Raw genomic sequence first — 20,095 nt, 5'->3', positions numbered from 1 at the left:
GTATCTTTAACAAATCTCATCTCTTCAATTACCAAATATTTCATTCATGACAAGTAAATTTCATACACTGATCTCCTGCATACTTTGTGTCTTGATCGCCGGACCCGCGGCCGTTGCACAACAAAACATCACTATTTCCACTGATCATTGTGCACTGGTATACCAAATAGATACGAACCGACAGTTACAACAGATCTATATCGGCACAAAGCTCATTAGCCAGGCTGCCTACAGGGATGTCAATGCAGATTTCAGAAATGAAAATCCAACGCTTGGCATGGGCTTTCCTACAGGCGGTGCAACTTATCTGAATGAGCCGGCCATGGAAGTACAGCATGCAGATGGAAATATGTCGCTGGTATTAAACGTCGAGCATGTGCAGGTAAAAAAAATAAACGATGATATCACCCGCACAGATATCCAAATGAAAGATCCTGTTTACCCATTCTGGATCACATTACATTTCGAGTCTTATGCAAAAGAAGATGTTATTACAACCCGGACAACGATCCACCACAACGAAGATGCGCCCGTCATTTTGGACCGGTTCGCATCCGCCTTCATCAATATCGATTGGAACAATCCCTATCTGACGCATTTCTATGGAGAATATGAGAAAGAAATGGAAATGAGCACAGCTAAATTACAGCCGGGTATCTTTTCCATCCAGTCTAAGCTTGGCGTACGCACAGCCTGTAACTATAATCCTTCTTTTTTTATTACACCACAACAAGCCGTAAAAGAGAATGAGGGAGCGGTTTTTGCCGGAACACTGGCTTACAGCGGCAATTTCAATATCCAGTTCGAGCAGCTACAGTTGAATATTGACATGGGCAATTCCCTGAGAATCATTCCAGGCATCAATGCCTATGCCTCCCACTATCGCCTACAGCGGGGAGAAGTTTTTGAAACGCCAAAGTTCGTTTTCTCCTACACACAAAAAGGCTTGGGACAGATTTCCCGTAATTTTCATCGTTGGGCCATTAACTACGGAATCTATAACGGGCGTCAGAAAAGACTGACTCTGCTCAATAACTGGGAAGCCACCTATTTTGATTATAATCAGGATAAACTGGTTAATTTATTTGACGGTGCTAAAAAACTGGGCGTGGATATGTTCCTCCTGGATGATGGCTGGTTCGGTAATACCTATCCCAGAAACAATTCCTCTGCCGGACTGGGTGACTGGCAGGCGAATAAGAAGAAACTGCCGTCAGGCATCGGCTACCTTTCCAGGCAGGCGACAGCGAAAGGATTGAAATTCGGTATCTGGATCGAGCCGGAGATGATCAACCCGTCCAGTGAACTTTACAAAAAGCACCCGGACTGGGTGCTTGCAGCCCCCAACCGCCCGAAGCACCTATACCGGACACAACTGGTACTGGATTTAATCAATCCGGCCGTCCAGGATTTTGTATTCGGAGTGATCGATTCTCTGATGCAACAGGCGCCTTCAATCGCCTACATGAAATGGGACTGTAACCGATCCATGGATAATGCCTATAGCCCTTATCTGGGCAAAGAACAAAATGCACTCTATATCCGGTACACTCAGGCTTATTACAAAGTCCTGGATCGGATTCGCAAAAAATATCCGGATTTGCAGATGATGCTTTGTGCCAGCGGCGGAGGCCGGGTAGAATATGGAGCACTTAAGTATTTTCAGGAATTCTGGCCCAGCGATAATACCTATCCGGTAGACAGAATACGCCTGCAATGGGCTACATCTATATTCTATCCGGCATTGACCATCTGCGCGCATGTAACAGCCGCCGGCAGAGAATCGCTCAAATACAAAATGGATGTCGCCATGTCCGGCAAACTGGGATTCGACATAGATGTACAAAAGCTATCATCAGACCAATTGGCGCTTGCAAGGCAAACCGTGGATAATTACCTCCAGTATCAGCCAGTGATTAATTATGGCGACCTGTACCGTCTGGTCTCTCCTTATACCACCAATTTCTCCTCACTAATGTATGTGGACAGTACTAAGTCCACTGCCATACTCTTTGCTTATAGTATGGAAACCATGCAGCAGGATACCTGGCCCGAATGGAAGCTTTACGGACTGGACCCCCAAAAAAGCTACCGGATAAAGGAGATCAATCTTCCGGACAGCGTCCATTCCTCGTTTAAGGAAGATGGCCGGGTGTTTAGTGGGGAGTCCCTGATTCACCAAGGATTAAAATGGTTTTTAAAAAGGAAAGAACAAAGTGCTGTATTCATTCTTGAAGCGATCTAGCCGCTTCCGTATCTATACAGATGAGTAGGTATGCAGCATCGCCTCTTGCCCACGAAAACGTTTGTGCTGTCAGGTAAATGGCCGCGGAAATATTTCTGATATCGACTAACATATGTTACTTTTGCACCCGGATAAAGATCAACCGCTGCAAGTATCTTGTGTTACGAAGCAGCGTTCTAGTCCATTAACAATCAACTATTAATTCTAATAACTCTTGAGGATGAAAAATACGCCCTTTGTCAATAAACATGAGGCCTTAGGCGCGAAAATGGCTGAATTTGCCGGCTATAACATGCCTATCAGCTACTCCGGAATCAATGATGAACATTTTGCCGTGCGTAATAGTATAGGCGTTTTTGATGTCAGCCACATGGGAGAGTTTATTTTAAAAGGGGAGCATGCGCTGGATCTGATTCAGCGGGTCACCAGTAATGACGCCTCCAAACTGATCAACGGCCAGGCCCAGTACAGCTGCCTGCCTAATGATAATGGCGGTATCGTAGACGACCTGATCGTTTATTGTCTGGAACAAAACAAGACTTATTTATTGGTTGTCAATGCCTCCAACATTGAAAAAGACTGGAACTGGATTGCTGGCCATAATGACAAAGGCGTCGACATGGAGAACATCAGTGATCAGACTTGCCTGCTGGCCATCCAGGGACCCAATGCCTGTAAACTCATGGAGCCTTTAACGCCAACTGATCTCCAGAAGCTAAAATATTATACGTTTGAAAAGAACAGCTTTGCCGGTGTGGATAATGTGCTGATCAGCGCCACCGGTTATACAGGTGCCGGAGGTATTGAGATCTATTTTGAAAACAAAGATGGCCATGCAGATAAGATCTGGGACGCCATTTTTGGAGCCGGGAAAGCCGGGAATATCAAGCCATGCGGATTAGGCGCCAGAGACACACTCCGCCTGGAAATGGGCTATTGCCTTTATGGCAATGATATCGACGATACGACTTCCCCACTGGAAGCGGGTCTCGGATGGATCACTAAGCTCAAAAAAGCAGTAGATTTCCCTTCTAAAAACACACTCATCGACCAAAAAGCCGCGGGCATTCAGAAAAAACTGGTCGGCTTTGAAATGATAGAGAGAGGGATTCCCCGACACCATTATCCAATTATGGATAGTGAGGGCCGTCAGATCGGACAAGTTACCAGTGGCACACAGTCTCCCTCCCTGGGAAAAGCCATCGGTCTGGGTTACGTGGAAATAAGCCATGCCAGTCTGGATAAAGAAATTTTTATCTCAATCAGAAATAAAGGCGTGAAAGCAAAGGTGGTAAAAACCCCTTTTGAATAATAAACTTCTAAATAAAGAATGCCATTGTTGAAGCGACGGCTTCTTTACAAATAAAGTTAAACCTAAACGGCTGAAAGAAATAAATACTCTTTTCAGCCGTTTTACATATAATAGTATTGTATGCGTAAATTATTTTATTGGATATTATTAGTAGGTATGATTGGTTTTGTTGCTGGTTGTGGACGCACTATAAAGGAAACCGGTAAAGCCTCCTATTATGCGGGTAAATTCATTGGACGTAAAACCGCTAATGGAGAGACATTTAGAAAACATAAATTGACCGCAGCCAGCAAGACGCTGCCCTTTGGCACGCATGTCAAGGTCAAAAACCTGAAAAACGGCCATACCGTTAAAGTCCGGATTAATGACCGGGGTCCTTTTGTTCCCGGCAGAATTATCGATCTTAGCTGGAAGGCCGCCAAAAAATTAGATATGTTGGAAGATGGTGTCGTCCCGGTTCAGATCAAATATAAGAAACATAAACGCTAACGTAGTCCAACATCCGTCACTCCTTAACAACTGATTTTGAAAAAAATTATTTTCTCTGTGACAAATGACCTGGTCTATGACCAGCGTATGCAAAAGATCTGCACATCTCTTGCTATGAATGGTTTTGATATATTACTCCTGGGCTTTAATAAAAAAAACTGCAACCCTCTGGGGCAAAAAAAGTTTAAACAACGCAGGCTCGGGTTGATTTTCCAGAGAGGACCTTTATTCTTTATAGAGACCAATATCCGCCTCTTTTTTTACCTGTTGTCACATAAAGCGGATATTCTGGTTGCCAATGATCTGGATACAGCCTTGCCTGTATTATTTGCTTCAGTATTCCGTAGAACCGTCCGTGTATTTGATGCGCATGAGCTTTTCTGTGAAATGCATGATATTATCAGCCGCCCACGCATTTACAAGTTCTGGAAAAGGATTGAGCGCTTTTGCCAACCCCGTTTTCCGCTTGGTTACACCGAGAACGAAGGATATGCGGCCGCCTATCATAAAATGTATGGGGTTAACTATTTTATTGTCATGAACAGCCCCTACCTCAAAGAACTGACATCGCCACAACAAAAGGACGAACACAGTTTGATTTATCAGGGCGTCATTGAAAAGGGCAGAGGATTTGAAGGGCTGGTACCTGCGATGCAAGAGGTTTCCGCCCACGTTACTGTTTGCGGGAACGGCTCTTATCTGACAGAAGTTAAGGCAGAAGTGCAAAAAAGAAATCTTACGGAAAAATTTGACTTTAAGGGTTTTGTATTGCCTGAACAGCTCAGTCAATATACCCGGCAGGCCTATATTGGACTAAATCTAAATGATAACCTGGGCGCCAGTTTTTACCTTTCTCTATCCAACCGGTTCTTTGATTATATGCATGCCGGTATCCCGCAGCTCACCATGAATTATCCTGAAAATAAAAAGATCAACGATCAATTTGAAATAGGCGTTTTAATAGATGACCTGTCTCCTGAGACAATTGCCGATGCCCTAAACGCTTTACTGTCGGACAAGAATCTATATGCAAGATTACAGGCAAATTGCTTAAAGGCCCGGGAAATCTATAATTGGAATACAGAGGAGAAAAAATTGATTCAGTTTTATCATGGACTGAAACCGTAGGCATCATATTGAAGAGGGCTACTAACCGCCAGACAATAGTTCATTAAAACAATCGGCCCAGTTCGTCATCTGCTGAAACGCTATTTTCGATTGGCCTTGCTCGTTGTCAAATACAAGCCTACCTTCTATCGCTTCGGTCATTTTCCTCGCCAGCTCCTGTGCGTCAACCGGATCGAAATATGCAACACCTGTATAATTAACCGCAGACATCGTCGACCTGCCATAAGCCAGGTCTGCACACAGTACAGGTTTGCCGTAGGTAGCAAACTCTGTTAACGGCAGTCCCCAACTTTCCAGTAAAGAAGGAAATACCAAACAATCTGCCTGGTCATAATAGCCGAACAAATCTTCTCTATTTAGAAACCCCAGAAATTGAATTTGTGGCAGCTCTTTTTGAGCGATTACCACCAGCTTTTTTATATATCTGTTTTCAGTTCCGTCAATGGTGAGCCATATTCGAAAATTGAGGCCCCGCTCACCCACCAGGCGGCAGGCATTTAGGAGTAACGTATGGTTTTTATAATAAAAAGCTGTGGCCGGATATATGAAGGTGTAAGGCTGCACAGCCGTTTCAGCGTCGAAACCGATCTTTCCAGAACCGGCGTTATTACGCTTTTCAGATTTAAATAAATAGGCTGTTGGCGGGAATACCCAGACTTTCTCTTTTTCTAAATGGTAAGACCGCCATAAATAACTGGCAATACTTTCCTGTTGAGCAATAACGAAATCATTACGGTTTATGCCGCGGGTATAAACGTATCTATATAGCAGCCGCAACACTTCCAGTCGGGGTTGATGCTTCCATAACTGCAGCCATCGGGGCTTTAATAACAGGGGGTTATGAAAATACACCGCTCTTACTTTCGCTTTTACTCTCGGCGTGCTATCCTGCAGGGATAGCCATAGGACAGGTTGCCATTTTTTTGAAAGTCGATTAAAGCGGATATACTCATCATATAACCTGTTCACTACCGATTTTCGGGAGTCTGGAAACTCAATCCATTCGATATTCGATATCGGTTCATAAAGATGCTTTTTATGAACGAGGGCTTTTATGGTGTGCGTTGCACTATATTGAGCCGATAAAAACTTAAGGCACTCACCTACGACCACCAGTGTTCCGCCCTGAAAAAAACGGGTCGCAGAAATAACTATTACGGGTTTGGGACTCATTCCGATTTATTGGCAGCCAACACAACATCACTGTCCAGCACCTTTCCTAATTCAGTTTTAAGGATTCTGGAAGGATATCTGTTAATCACCACATAATCATGGGTAGCCATCAACACGGTAGTCCCGAGGTCTTTGCTGATGCTCAACAGTAATTGCATTATGCCATTACTGGTTTCGGGGTCCAGGTTACCAGTTGGCTCATCGGCCAGAATCAGTTTTGGTGAGTTCAGTAAAGCTCTGGCAATATCCACCCGTTGTTGTTCCCCACCACTCATCTCGAAAGGCATTTTGAACCCTTTTCCTTTCAGGCCTACTTTCTCCAACGAATCATTGATCTTCTCATCGATCAAATGCTTTTCTTTCCACCCGGTTGCCCTGAGTACAAAGCGCAGGTTCTCATAAACATTACGATCCGTCAACAAATGAAAGTCCTGAAAAACCACGCCTAGTTTACGACGCAAAAAAGGTACACTTTTCCAGTTCAGGCCACGGATCTCAGTTCCCGCCACCGTCGCCTCTCCTTCTTTAAGCGGAATTTCTCCGTAGAGCGTTTTTAGCAGAGAGGATTTACCCGTTCCGGTTTTACCCACCAGATATACAAACTCTCCTTTCTCAATTTTAAAATTTACATCCTGCAATATGAGATTATTGCCCTGGTAAATATTTGCATTACTGATCGAAATGACGGATTCTGCCATGATTTAGGGTTAAAACGCTTGAAAATACAATAGAAGGCAAGATACTATGGTTTTTTCAGATTAAAAAACCCGCTCCTAAATATTAAGAGCGGGTTATTCATTCTGTTAACATACAGTAAAGGATCTTTAGTTCTTATCCCAAAACAGTTTGGTTTCCACTTTATCGCCACCAATCTTGCTGGCAGCAGCTTCCACATTCTCCTGATTAAGCGTATACTCATTTTGAGGATAAGTATAGCGAACCGGATAGCCAGAAACGGCCAATGGAGGTGCCACAAGTTTGGGGAAATCGAGCTTTCTTTGCTGCGTCCATGAGTCAAACCCTCTTAGGTAGAAATGAATCCAAGACTGAATGCCAATTTTTTGTTTCCAAGTCCCGGCTGCTGTAAGATATGCGACAGAAGGTTGTAGAAGATAAACCGCTGCCTGGCTGGCAGACCCACCCCATTGCAGGATAGACGCAGTAACAGCCTTATTGTAATGGGACATGGCAGTACCACCAACATTAAAGCCTCTCTCCACTGCTTCTGCTCTTAAGAATTCCACCTGTGCATAATCAAATATGGTAAATGGATAATTTGGCTCTTTCAATCCGTCTCCCGGATGGCTGAACTCGCTGTAAGAGTTTCCCGTTCCAGTCACACCGCCCACATATTTACCGTCAATTTTGTTGGCAAAATAAATATCCATTCTAGGGTCATTAAGATCCTCCATTTCGTTAACAATTGTTGAAGTAGGGATAAAGTCATCTCTTCCTCCCTGCACCAGATTCACCCAGATAGGGTTTGTATTTGGAGGTGCCGATAAATACCGCAGTGTTGCATTATCACTACTAGATGTGAAAGCGAGCGGTGACGCAGCTTTAACCATGGCGCCGGCCTTAGTCGGATCTATATCAGCAATCAATAACCCCAGATACAATTTAATCGAGTTACCCAATTTCGCCCAACTTGCAACATCTCCCTGATAGAAGAGATCCTGGTCTCCCAATGTACTTCCATAATTGGCATCCAGCATATTTAAAGCTGCGTCTAAAGAATCTACAAGGGCATAATAGATGTCTTTTTGATCATCATATTTTGGTGTTGTTGTAGCATTTATATCCACCGCCTCACTAAACGGGATATCTCCAAAAGTGACTACCAAGTCAGTATAGGCTTTCACATTTAGAATCTTGCAAATAGCTAACGAATTGGACTGCGCTTTTACATCTTCAGGTAGAGGAGTCTGTTTTGCTGAAATCCCTTTCTGGGCGTCCTCTATATTAGCAATAACATCTTTATACAGCGTTGCCCACCAGTTCCTTGGTATATTCCTCTCTGTGAGTTCATATTGGCTTTCTTGCGGATATTGTGTTTCTGCCCAGTACTGTGTGATCAATTCAAAGATATTCGTATTCACATTGGGCGTCGCCATTAAATCCACATATGCCTTTTGTGCATTGGTGAACTCGGCTTCAGGAATAGCGGTTGTCGCTGCCTTTTTATTCGTATTCATATCGCCAAAATCCTTCGAGCAGCTATATGTAAATAGCGACACTACGATACCAATGGCTATTATTATTTTTTTCATTGTCTTCTGTTTTAGAAATTAAAACCGCACATTTAAATTAAACCCGTACATTCTATATGTTGGATAGGATCCCACCTGAAACCCCTGTACGTTTCCAGAGCTCGCCGCGTCTTCCGGATCTGCATCTGGTAGATTCTTATGAATGATCCAAAGGTTTCTGCCAAATAAGGAGAATGTTGCCCCTTTAATAGCCTTATCTTCAAACCATTTTTGAGGAAAATTATAAGCGATAGAAACACTGCGCAGTTTGATATAGCTTGCATCATAGACAAAAGCTTTATTTGGCATTGCGTTATAACCTAAGCCCTGAATACCAGAAACAGTAGCATATGTCGTATTAGGCTGGCCATCCGCGGTAACGCCTGGATTCAGGATACCGCCACCATCTTCCACGGCGTCTCTTATATTTTTACCATTCGCATTAGTCGCGACAGTGCTTTCATATAGCCCTGTTCCCTGTCCATACCATTGGTCGATAGAAAACACATCTCCACCTTGCTTCATATCAATTAAGAAGCTAAGCGAAAGGTTTTTATATTTAAATGTATTGTTTATGCCGCCAATCCAGTCTGGGTTAATATTACCAATAACTTCATTACTTCCGGAAACCATAGGATCCCCGTTTTCAAGGATGATATGTTTTCCGATGGCTGATGCAACTGTCTGGCCTTCTTCAGATCCATAATAAACAAAGTCGCTTCCTCTGAGCGTTCCATAAGGCTGGCCTATTGTTGCGTTTACAGAGACGCCACCCTGGAATCCTCCTCCACCTAGTTGAAGGTTTGTATTTTCTCCAAAAAGTTCCAATACCTTGCTTCTGTTACGTGTCCAGTTAATATTCATGTCCCAACTGAAGTCTCTGTTTCGAACCGGAGTCAGATTCAAACTTACTTCAAGGCCCTTATTCTGTAGATCACCAGCATTTACATATTTAAATCCATATCCTGTCGCATCAGAAATTGCCACAGGCATGATCTGATTAATCGTATGTGTATTATAATAAGTGACATCAAAGCCTATTCTATTGTTCAGCATTTGCATATTTAAGCCTAACTCAAAGCTGTTCGTCCTTTCGGGAACAAGATCTTCATTATTCTTTGTATTAGGTAAAGTGAAAATAGGAATAGAACCAAAGCCAGTCGGTTTGGTATAAACATCATTGGTTGAGGCAAACGGCGCATCATTACCAACCGATGCATAGTTAATTCTCAATTTACCATGATTAAGCCAGTTAGCATTCTTTAACAACTCGGAAAAAATAAATGACCCGGAAACTGAACCATAGAAGTAGCTATTATTGCCCTCTGGTAGAGTTGAAGAAATATCATTTCTTCCAGACAAATCAAGACTCAGGAAATTACGATAGGTCAATGTCGCTCCGGCAAACACACCATTCACTCTTATATTCTCGTCTGTTTCAGTGGGCGCCTCGATCGGATTCAACGAATTTGAAAGTGCAAACCAATTAGGGACGACCAGGCCGCCGTTTGTTGCGGCGAATATTGAAGAATTATGGGTTTTCCGGATATTGCCTCCCAATAATGCATTTAAGGAAAGGTCTTCATTTAAATCCTTATTCACTGTTGCCAATAGATCATAATTGAACTCACTGAATGCGTGGTTATACCTTGTATAACCATCTGGATTCAGTGATCCTGTAGCGGTTCTTTCTTCCTGTAACTCATCATAATGATCTAAGGACACTCGTCCCATTATATTTAGCCAAGGAGTTGCCTGATAATTTACCGACACATGGCCTATGTAACGATTTCTCTCATCGGTCTCATAGTTTTCATAACGGGAAAAATATGGATTGTCCCAATAGGCCGGCACATTATTAGTACCAATACGCTTTAGGTTCCAAGTCATATTGGTTTTGTTATTATTAAAGTAGGCATTTTTAAGGTCCTCCATATCCACATTTGTCTGCCACCATTCTCTGAAATTAGACGCGATACTGGACGGATCTCCATAACCATTGCCATACCGGCCGCGTCCTCTTACTCTTGAATAATCAACAGCGCCTTCTACGGTTAGGTTGTCCAAAAGTTTGTAATGAGCGCCGAAGTTCAGCAGGTCTTTGATTATTTTGGAATTGACCATAATTCCTTTATCCTGATTTCTAGTATAGCCCATTTTAAACCCGCCTTTTTCATTAGAGCCACTCACCAATACACTTGAACTGTTGGACCATGGATTTATGAAAAAGGTCTCAGCGCCATTCTTAGCGGCCACCCAGGGAGTTGCCTTATTATAATTGGGGTTTGTCGGATCCTGAGAATACCACTGAAAAACCATCAGGTTCGGATCAAACTTGCTGCCGAAAGACGCATCGTCTCCCGTAGGGGCAACAATATCCTTTTTCCCGTCGCCGTCAACATCATAAGAATAGAACCCAGGATTAAAATAACCTCCACCATATTGATCCTGATAATGGACAAAGGTAGACCTGTCCATCGACCCGGTGGTCACCCCAAAGTTGACGGAAACGCCAATCCCGGCTTTTGTCGCCTTTTTGGTATTAATCAGGATTACGCCATTCGCAGCTCTGGATCCGTAAAGAGCTGTTGCAGCAGCACCTTTTAATACAGTAACAGAAGCAATATCATCAGGGTTGATATCTGCCGCCGCATTTCCATAGTCATATCCTGCAAAGCCGCGTTTTTGGCTGGCACTATTGGTATTACTGTTATTAATTGGCACTCCGTCAATAACAAACAGTGCCTGGTTGTTGCCTGTAAGGGACTTAAAACCTCTGAGAACCACGTTTGTGGATCCTCCCAAGTTGTTATTCTGAGTAATCTGCAAACCGGCTACTTGTCCAGAAAGGGCATTTGTAAAATTACTGGCCCTGGTTTCTGTGAATTGATCTCCGCCAACTTCCTGAACGGCATAAGGCAAATTGGATTTTGATCTTTTAATTCCCAAGGCTGTTACAACGACATCACTCAGATTGCTTCCTTCAGTAGCGACCATGACCACTTGAATAATACTTTGATCTCCGACTGTGATTTGCTGTGTTTGGTAATTGATTGCGCTGAATTCCAACTTATCTTCAGCAGTTACTCCGATTTTAAAAGCTCCATTAGCATCAGTAATGGTGCCTTTATCCGATCCAATGATTTTTACCGATGCGGATGGGATGGCATCGCCAGCTTCATTTTTTACTGTACCTGTAACTAATTTCTCTTGTGCAAATAGCGTATTCGCAAAAAAGAAAAAACCGAAACAGAACAGTAATAAAAGTTTTTGTCTCATGTACTTTTATTTTTGTTCTTTTAAAATTACAAACCAACAATAGTTAGTAATGAGAATTTGAAACAAAAAAACAATCTAAGAATGTGCTTAAATTGCTGTTTTGGAACCTCTTCTCGAGGTGAAATTAAGACAATTATTTTATTTTATTTAACGATTAGTCATTTCTTTTTGACCTTTCCTTATGATTTTCTGATTTAAAGCAATGATATAAAGCACATTATTAATATGTATTTTTCACATATGTATAAAAAGAGAAGCCGTATGCTATTGTTTAGTAGGAAGTTATGCCATTTATTTTTATATCTTAAATTCTTTAATCTTTAAAAAAAAGTGCAAACTGTCTGCTCAGAAAAATTGAGTAAACAATTTGCACTTTTTTCAGAGAATTTCTTAAAATGGCCTATTTATCCCACCAAACTGGCTTATCCATAGATACAGTTCCCGGATAATTCAGGTTGCTGGTAACCTCAGAATTCGGATACAGAAAACGCTTTGGAAAATCAAGCCCTTGCGCCGCTACCGATTCAGTAAAGAAATCCGGGAATCCCGTTCTTCTCCATTCGGTCCATGCCTCAAATCCCTGGCTTCCACACATCGCATAATACTTTTGCGTAATAATTGCTTTGATCTGATCAGAGGTGCCTGTTGGGAAAACAGCATCAGGGGCCTCCTTAATGTAGTCCGCAGCGTCACTACTGATGCCATCTGCGTCAAAACTAGCTTCGATTCCTTTTTTGAAAAGAGCCTCAGCGGACAAACTTCCTTTGCCCCAACCTCTGGCAACCACTTCGGCCTGTAAAAAATAGCTTTCTGAAGCAGAGATCAGCCGTACAGGAGCCAAAGCAGAGTTATCATCTTGCGCATTGCCAGCCACAAGCGCTGACGGGGGAGAAACTTTCTTCGTAGAATTATTCTCATAATCTCCTTGTGAAATATATGCAATCGTGTCCTGGCCACTAATTTTATCAAAAAGTACATTCATCCTGGGGTCATCATTTCTTTTAAATGCATGAATGATCGTTCCGCTGGCAACCAGATTCTGGGTTTTTCCAAGACCTACCATGTTAATATATAACGGGTTTTGGTTTCCTCCTGTTGTAGAATACTGCAATGCTGCATCTTCTTCCAGAAAAGCCGCCTTCTCTGAATACAGTTTTGCCACACCAGCTTTTGCTTTTGCAGGATCTATTTGGGATAACCTTAAGTAGGCTCTTAATTCCAGTGTATTGGCAAATTGCTCCCATTTTTGCATGTCTCCTGCAAAAAGTAAATCCTCAGAGCCTGGTGCAAGTTCACTACCTGCATCAATCATTGATTTCCCTTTCTTCAGATACTGGAAAATGCTGTCGTAAACAAGTTCCTGTTTATCATAAGTCGGGCTTGTTTCTCCCTCCGCACCCTGTAACGCCGAACTATTAGGCACGTCACCAAAAGCATCTGTTGCTAGTTGTAAACTATAGGCCTTTAATATATAAGCGATAGCTGCATACTGCTGTTGATATTCATTTGAATTGTCTATGATCAATTGCAAATTAATCAAGGCATCACGGTAGAGGAATATCCAGGGATAATTAAAGTTTGCATTCGTGAATGCATACTGATCAATTGTCTTATATTGACTTGAACTGGGACTTTGTGTCCAATATTGGCTCAACATGCTCCCATAGATTTGGAAACTATTGCCGACAGTTATACCCAAAGAAACCTGTGCCGTAGGTAAAAGTAAATCAGGTGATGCACTCTCAGGATTATTCGGGTTTTCATTGACGTCCAGAAACTTGCTACAGCCTGTCACGGCGCCCAGAACAACCAGGCTGCAAACGACTGCAAGGATATACCGGATTTTATTTTGAAACTTATTCATTTTTTTCTTGTTTAGAAAGTTACCTTAATATTTACACCATAGTTGCGCACAGAAGGCTGTGCTGCAAAATCGAAACCCTGCTCGTTACCAGAACCGGTAGAGTTCATTTCCGGATCTACAAACTGATTAGAGGAAGGTGTCCAGATAAAGAGATTATTTCCGTAGAGGCCAACACTCAAAGAGCCGAATGGAGTGTGTTCAAGTGCTGCTGTCGGCACACGATAATCTAACGATAATGTACGCAATTTGACAAAAGAGCCATCAATAACATTCATACCCGCAGGGATATAGCTGCCAAAATAAGTTTGCTTGATATATTTAGCAGAGGTATTTGTTTCATATACCGGATTTTCTGCAGTTCCTGTATTGATAACAGAATTTGGCCAAATTTGTGGATTGCGGTTTCCTCCTGTTTCAAGAGCCGTACCATTAAAGTCTATATAACTCTTGGTTTGACTATAAAATACACCGCCTTGTTTTGTATCAAACAAGAATCCCAAAGTCCAGTTTTTATACTGCGCCTTGCCACCAAATGATGCCTGATAATCTGGATTATAACTTCCCAGATATTGCGCTTCTGATGTCTGCAATGGAATACCGTTTTTGGCACTTACGACAGTATGTCCCTGGCCATCCGTCTGATTGGTCACTGCATAGAATTCTCCATATGGATGACCTACTGCCGCAACGATTGCCATACCATTGAATCCTCCGATAGTCACCTGAGAAACGCCATCCATCAAGGACAATACCATACTGTTGTTCTTGTAATAAGTACCGTATAGCTCCAGGCTGAAATTATTCGTTTTTATAGGAGTTCCTCTCAGGCTCAACTCAATTCCTCTGTTACGGATAACGCCAGCATTGACAACTTTGAACCCATAACCCGTGGAGTTAGGAATGGGGATTTTCAGTATTTGATTTTTGGATTTATTGGTATAATAACTGAAATCCAGTGACAATCTATTGTGCAGGAAAGACAACTCTGTACCAACCTCATACGAAGTGGTGATTTCAGGTTTTAAATTTGGATTTCCAATAGTCGAACCCACCTGCAGGCCAGGGATTCCATTGAATGGAAATTGTGTTGAAGCAAAACCGTCAGAAATAGAGGTAGCCCCATAAGTGGTAGTCAACAGATAAGGGTCCGCGTCATTACCCACTTGCGCCCAGCTAGCTCTCAGTTTACCATAGTTTAATACATTCGTAATGCTGGAGCTCTTAAGTAGTTCGGTAAATATGAACGAGCCGCTCACACTTGGATAGAAAAAAGAATTATGTTCTTTTGGAAGTGTAGAAGACCAGTCATTACGGGCAGTCGCATCCAAAAACAACATGTTTTTATATGCCAGGTTTAAATCTGCATAGACACCCACCAACCTTTTGGTGGAAGTTTCATTGGTGGCGTAAATGGGACCATTTGTATTTCCAAAGTTATACCATCCCGGGACCACCAATCCGGAACTCTGATTGGTTGATGTATAATCATTCGTATAAGAACGCTGCCTGATATTATTGCCTACCATTAAAGATCCACTGAAATCTTTATTGAATTCATGGGATGCCGTGATCATCAGATCATGGTTAACCTCTCCAACAGTGATGTTATTTTCTGCGTAGGAACCATTGCTGTTTTGTAGATCACCGGCAGAATACCATCCGGTTGTCCCGGGATCGATCGGATAAAATTCATACTTAGGCTCAAGAAGTCTTCTTCTGTCCGAATAAAAGTCAGTTCCTACCCTTTCAACGATATTCAGCCAGTCCGTTGGATTATACCCAATTGTAAAGCTACCACTGATGCGATCCACATCATCGTAGTTTTTATAATTTTTCAAAAGGTAGTAAGGGCTCATCGTATATACCCCATAGTATCCAAACTCATCATTGTGAGGAACACCATTCGCATCTGTATATCCATAACCGTAATACTTATTATTCAGATCTCCCATTTTATCAATAGGAATATCTCGCGGAGTCTGATATAAATTGCTTAAAACCGATCCGCCGCCTTGACCGCCACCGATTTGATTCTGGTGAATTTTACTGTAATTGAATGAGATAGCGGAATAAAATTTATTGGAAAGCTGCGCCTTGCCATTAAATCTTACATTATACTTATTATACGTATCATAGTCGCCTGGATAGATCCCGTTGGAATTAACGGAATTCAGCCCCAGATAATAGCTGGCTTTTTCGTTTCCGGAGGCAATTGACACGTTATTATCTGTAACAAATCCTGTAGAAAAGAAATTACGAATGTTATCCGGTAAAGCAGAGAAAGGCTTGGTTAACCTTTTTCCATCAACTTCCTGGCCCCATTCCTGGACCTCTCCGGTAAAAGCCGGGCCCCAGCTTCCGTTTTCACGGGGGTCTAATGTATAAATCAAATTACCATCTTTATCCAGCTTATTGCTCCAGTATCCCTGGCCATATTCGTTTTGAAAGTCCGGCAATTTAAGGATAGAAGAAAAAGTATTTGAAGAACTAAAAGTAATTTCCTGTTTTTTATGAGAAGAACCGCTTTTAGTTGTATAGATCAGTGCACCATTAGAAGCTCTTGATCCGTATAAGGCTGCGGCAGCAGGTCCTTTAAGGACTGTTACAGACGCAATATCATCCGGATTAATGTCATTACCTCTGTTTCCAAAATCTACTGCGGTAAGTGCGCCACCTCCGATTTCGCTTGAGTTATCCATAACCACTCCGTCTACGACAATTAATGCCTGGTTATTCCCCGTGATAGAGGATCCTCCACGAAGTACCACTCTGGTTGAGCTACCTGGTGCACCGGTGGATGAGGTAACATTCACGCCTGGAACCCTTCCGGCAAGGGCAGCCAATGGGCTGGTACTTTGCCCCTGCATCAACTCATCGCTTTTAATAATGGGAGCCGAATAACCAAGTGTTCTTTTTTCACGACGGATCGCATTCGCTGTTACGACAACATCAGAGCCCGCAGTTGCGGCTTCCGCGTCTTTTAATGTGATCGTAAGACTTTCTTCTGCTTTTACATCCTGCTCTTCATAACCAATTGCAGAAATTATTAAAATCTTTCCTTTTTCAACATTCAAGGTAAATTCACCCTGATCGTTTGTTAAGGTCCCTTTGCTGGTTAGTTTAATTTTTACAGAAGCCGCAGCAACAGCTTCTCCTTTCTCGTTTTGTACTTTTCCATGCACGATAATGGTCTGCCCAAAAACAGCGTTTAATGCAAATAAGCAGCTAACACAGAAAAGTAAGAACAACTTTTTTCTCATGTACTTGTTTATTAATTAGTTAAAATACAATAGTATCCTGTTGGCAGTATAGAACGCCAATAGAATGAGTAAACAACCTTAAGTTTAGGGCTAAAGATTGCTACAGAGAATCCGACGCTGCAAAAGTAGTTTAAGATAATGGAAACTTAACAGTCTTTATAAAAAGTTTAAGAATTCATTAGGAGCTTCAGGCGAAAGACTGGGCATGACGACCAAAGGTGATCGCATATAATAATGCGTCTATTAAATAGGCATGAGGAGAATCCTTGCAGTCGAAAGCCTGTGGCAATACACTAACGCCGGGGCTCTTGCGACCGAAACTGACGCGTACTTCATGCTGACACATCTTCGTCCCTAATATACATTTTGAAAATCTTCAAACCTCAGACATATCCCTTCCCGCTAACAAAAAGGACCCAGCCTCGGGCCGGGTCCTTTTTCAAGAAGGTCGTATTCAGCAACTCTATGGTCTGGGCTCCTGATAAACGAACTTCTCCGTTATTTTTAAACGAATTGCGCCTGATTGTAACATAAAGTAGCTTACGTTCAACTCTTTAGGAACGCCGTTCTCATCGAAGGTAAGTTTATTCACGCCATCTGGGTCCAGTTGGGCATCACGATGACTGGAATTTGAATTAGCATCTCCATAGTAATTTGAAACGCTGACAACAGTACCCTCGTTATCGAACTTGAATACCGGGTCAAAATTACCAAAATATGATCCTGAACCATCGGCATCAAATCTGTAGCCGAATGTTCCTCCATTCAAATCCTTATCCCAATAAGCATTTGTAAATGCCCCTGTGGTCACCAGATCGATGGTTTTAGGATATACATCATGGAAAGATGCATTTGTAAGGTCAACAAAAGTACCCGTCACCGTGAATCTGCCATCGAAAATATTACGTACATTCAAAGAATATAACGCTTCGCCAAAATTGCCACTAACCTCGCCGACAGAAGTACTGGAAATCTTGAGGGGAAGTGCATAGCTGGCATTAAAGTCATAATTGGCCGGCAGCTTTACTTTAATCACCGATTGGGCATATTGTTTTCCTTTGGGTATTGTAAGGGTCAATGGAAATGTTGATTGTATCAATCCGGATACCGGCATTTCATAATTCGCTTCATCTGCCGCATGAGCCTCATTATACGTTGCTAATAAAGACTCGTCGATATCGATTGTTACCTTGATGTCCTGAGGTGCCATGTCATGTCCGGCATAATCCACATTCACATTAAATGAAGCAGTATCTCCGGACTTTAATGAACCCAGGTCAATCGCAAACCTTACAGCAGCCCCACCTGACGGGAGAGCCGCCGGAGTACCCGTGTTGGCAAATTCAGTAACATTGTTTGATTTGTTGGTGTCGAGTGTTAAAGATTCATCTTTTAAACATGAGGTTAGTCCCAAAGATAAAAGAAGAACAAATACACTGAATATCGTTATTTTTTTCATATATTAGATTTATATTGAAATTAAAAGTTCGTCATTATTCTGGATCCCAAAATATCCTTGACGTAAATTGATTGATATCCTTTGGTACATTCTCATTATTGTATGAGAGTTCACTGGTGGGATAAAGAATTCTTGAAGGCAGTTTATCCGTCCGGGAACTGGTCGATTGTAAAGAGGCAAAAGTTAAAACACCGTTTGAAGAGCCATTTACAATTTTCGGATATCCGGTTCTTCTAAAATCATTCCAAGATTGATCAGAGTTGACCATATTAAGAGCAATATACTTTTGTGTAATAATTGCTTCCAGTTTTTGAGCATTGTTCTCAGCAAGATCAATATGAACAAGATAACTGTCTGGATTCATATCTAAGTAGGCCTGATAGTCCGTTTCAGGATTCCAATTGGTCAAATCATAGTTTCCATCACTTAACCTATAAATATACTTATAGGAATCTAATACGCCAGCGTCAAAATATGTCTTAACGTCGCCGCTCACTCCGAGACCACCAACAAGCGCCGCTTCAGCCTGCATAAAATCAGCTTCAGCGAGCGTCAGGATTGGCATACTGGCGCCCGGGCCTTTTAATACGCCGATATTATTATTCTTGTCTTGATAAGGCGTAATCCAACTGCCTGCTGATGGTGCAGAAGGCACACTATTGCTCTCATAGCCTAACTGATTTATTCCATAGGATGAGCCTCCGAAATTATTAAAGATAGCATACCCTCTGTAGTCATCTAATTTATTTCCATCATAGAATGCAGAAACAAACGTGCAAGTCATCCATGCCCTATTTGCGGTGGATCCTGTATAGGTATAACCCCAACTGTTGTACAATGGATTTTGCTTACCGTCAGCTTGCTGATACCCCGGATTTACCATAGCATCCTTATCTAAAAATCCGACAGCATCATAATTATTATTAAAGGTCAGGGTTCCTTTTGAGCGTAATGCAATCCTCAATTTAAGCGTATTTGCCAGCTTTTTCCAATCGTCCATATCACCACCAAAAAGAACATCATTGTCCCCAAATTCCTGCACATTACTGGAACCATTGGTTTCTAAGTCGTGCTGACCCTCATTAATAGAAGCGATGGCCCCGTCTAACAGCGCATAGATGCTGTCATATACCACCTTTGCATCGTCATATTTGGGCGTTAAATTCTCTTTCTCTTTAAAGGCATCAGTATAGGGTACGTTATTATAGGTATCTACTAATAACTGGAAAACCAACGCCTTCATAATCTTAGCGGCTCCATTATAATAGGCATAACTTAAATCGCCATTGGTATGAGTAATAATCCATTGGTAATCCGTCAAATTATTATAGGCATCATTCCAACACCCCTGAAAATTTCCATTTCCGAAACTGTAGGTGACGGCTGGCCCAAAACCACCATACCCGCCAGCATTAGCCATGTACCCCACCAGCTGCGCACCCATGGTATTGTAGGTGTTTACCACAGCTCCTGTAGACGTCAATGCCTGTGATAACATTAGCTCAGGAGTTGAGTTGGTCGCTGAATTTGGATTGTCATTAATATTGAGATACTTCTGGCAGGACGTCATACCGAACATCAACGCACAGCTCAATATTGTTATATATAGTATTCTTTTCATATCTTAGTATTTGTTT

Annotated in this window: 13 protein-coding genes; 4 read left to right on the top strand and 9 right to left on the bottom strand. The window is 42.1% G+C overall.

What is annotated here, in order from left to right; all coding sequences use genetic code 11:
* Positions 1–46 precede the first annotated feature (46 nt).
* The 4 genes from K9M52_RS09465 (at position 47) to K9M52_RS09450 (ending at position 5,174) form a co-directional block, all read left to right on the top strand.
* Complete coding sequence (locus K9M52_RS09465; RefSeq protein ID WP_224071813.1) at positions 47–2,245, top strand: alpha-galactosidase; 2,199 nt, start codon at positions 47–49, stop codon at positions 2,243–2,245.
* A gap of 220 nt (positions 2,246–2,465) precedes the next feature.
* The gene (gcvT, locus tag K9M52_RS09460) at positions 2,466–3,557 is read left to right on the top strand and encodes a glycine cleavage system aminomethyltransferase GcvT (RefSeq protein ID WP_224071812.1); all 1,092 of its coding nucleotides are present in this window, start codon (positions 2,466–2,468) and stop codon (positions 3,555–3,557) included.
* Positions 3,558–3,677: 120 nt separating this feature from the next.
* The gene (locus K9M52_RS09455; protein ID WP_224071811.1) at positions 3,678–4,046 is read left to right on the top strand and encodes a septal ring lytic transglycosylase RlpA family protein; all 369 of its coding nucleotides are present in this window, start codon (positions 3,678–3,680) and stop codon (positions 4,044–4,046) included.
* A 36-nt stretch (positions 4,047–4,082) separates the two neighbouring features.
* The gene (locus K9M52_RS09450; RefSeq protein ID WP_224071810.1) at positions 4,083–5,174 is read left to right on the top strand and encodes a glycosyltransferase; all 1,092 of its coding nucleotides are present in this window, start codon (positions 4,083–4,085) and stop codon (positions 5,172–5,174) included.
* A 21-nt stretch (positions 5,175–5,195) separates the two neighbouring features.
* On the opposite strand, the gene K9M52_RS09445 is transcribed toward K9M52_RS09450, so the two are convergent.
* The 9 genes from K9M52_RS09445 to K9M52_RS09405 form a co-directional block, all read right to left on the bottom strand.
* A complete protein-coding gene (locus tag K9M52_RS09445) occupies positions 5,196–6,347 on the bottom strand; it encodes a glycosyltransferase (RefSeq protein ID WP_224071809.1) in 1,152 nt (383 codons plus the stop codon).
* Positions 6,344–7,045 (bottom strand): cell division ATP-binding protein FtsE, encoded by a 702-nt coding sequence (locus K9M52_RS09440; protein ID WP_224071808.1) that lies wholly within the window; start codon positions 7,043–7,045, stop codon positions 6,344–6,346. Before K9M52_RS09440 ends, K9M52_RS09445 begins: the two co-directional genes overlap by 4 nt.
* Positions 7,046–7,171: 126 nt before the next feature.
* A complete protein-coding gene (locus K9M52_RS09435; RefSeq protein ID WP_224071807.1) occupies positions 7,172–8,617 on the bottom strand; it encodes a SusD/RagB family nutrient-binding outer membrane lipoprotein in 1,446 nt (481 codons plus the stop codon).
* Positions 8,618–8,635: 18 nt separating this feature from the next.
* Entirely contained in the window at positions 8,636–11,875 is a 3,240-nt protein-coding gene (locus tag K9M52_RS09430; RefSeq protein ID WP_224071806.1) for a SusC/RagA family TonB-linked outer membrane protein, read from the bottom strand.
* 400 nt (positions 11,876–12,275) lie between these two features.
* Complete coding sequence (locus K9M52_RS09425) at positions 12,276–13,739, bottom strand: SusD/RagB family nutrient-binding outer membrane lipoprotein (RefSeq protein ID WP_224071805.1); 1,464 nt, start codon at positions 13,737–13,739, stop codon at positions 12,276–12,278.
* Positions 13,740–13,750: 11 nt separating this feature from the next.
* Positions 13,751–16,999, bottom strand: a complete 3,249-nt coding sequence (locus tag K9M52_RS09420) for a SusC/RagA family TonB-linked outer membrane protein (RefSeq protein WP_224071804.1) — start codon at positions 16,997–16,999, stop codon at positions 13,751–13,753.
* A 187-nt stretch (positions 17,000–17,186) separates the two neighbouring features.
* Positions 17,187–17,345, bottom strand: a complete 159-nt coding sequence (locus K9M52_RS09415) for a hypothetical protein (protein WP_224071803.1) — start codon at positions 17,343–17,345, stop codon at positions 17,187–17,189.
* Positions 17,346–17,462: 117 nt separating this feature from the next.
* Positions 17,463–18,458: a DUF1735 domain-containing protein gene (locus tag K9M52_RS09410; RefSeq protein WP_224071802.1), complete on the bottom strand. Its 996-nt coding sequence runs from the start codon at positions 18,456–18,458 to the stop codon at positions 17,463–17,465.
* A 34-nt stretch (positions 18,459–18,492) separates the two neighbouring features.
* On the bottom strand, positions 18,493–20,079 hold the full coding sequence (locus tag K9M52_RS09405) for a SusD/RagB family nutrient-binding outer membrane lipoprotein (RefSeq protein ID WP_224071801.1): 1,587 nt from the start codon (positions 20,077–20,079) through the stop codon (positions 18,493–18,495).
* Between the last annotated feature and the right edge of the window lie 16 nt (positions 20,080–20,095).

This window comes from Arachidicoccus terrestris, from assembly GCF_020042345.1.
GTDB lineage: Bacteria > Bacteroidota > Bacteroidia > Chitinophagales > Chitinophagaceae > Arachidicoccus > Arachidicoccus terrestris.
The sequence above is the reverse complement of the archived record's forward strand: the minus strand, read 5'-3'. Positions and strand labels throughout refer to the sequence as shown.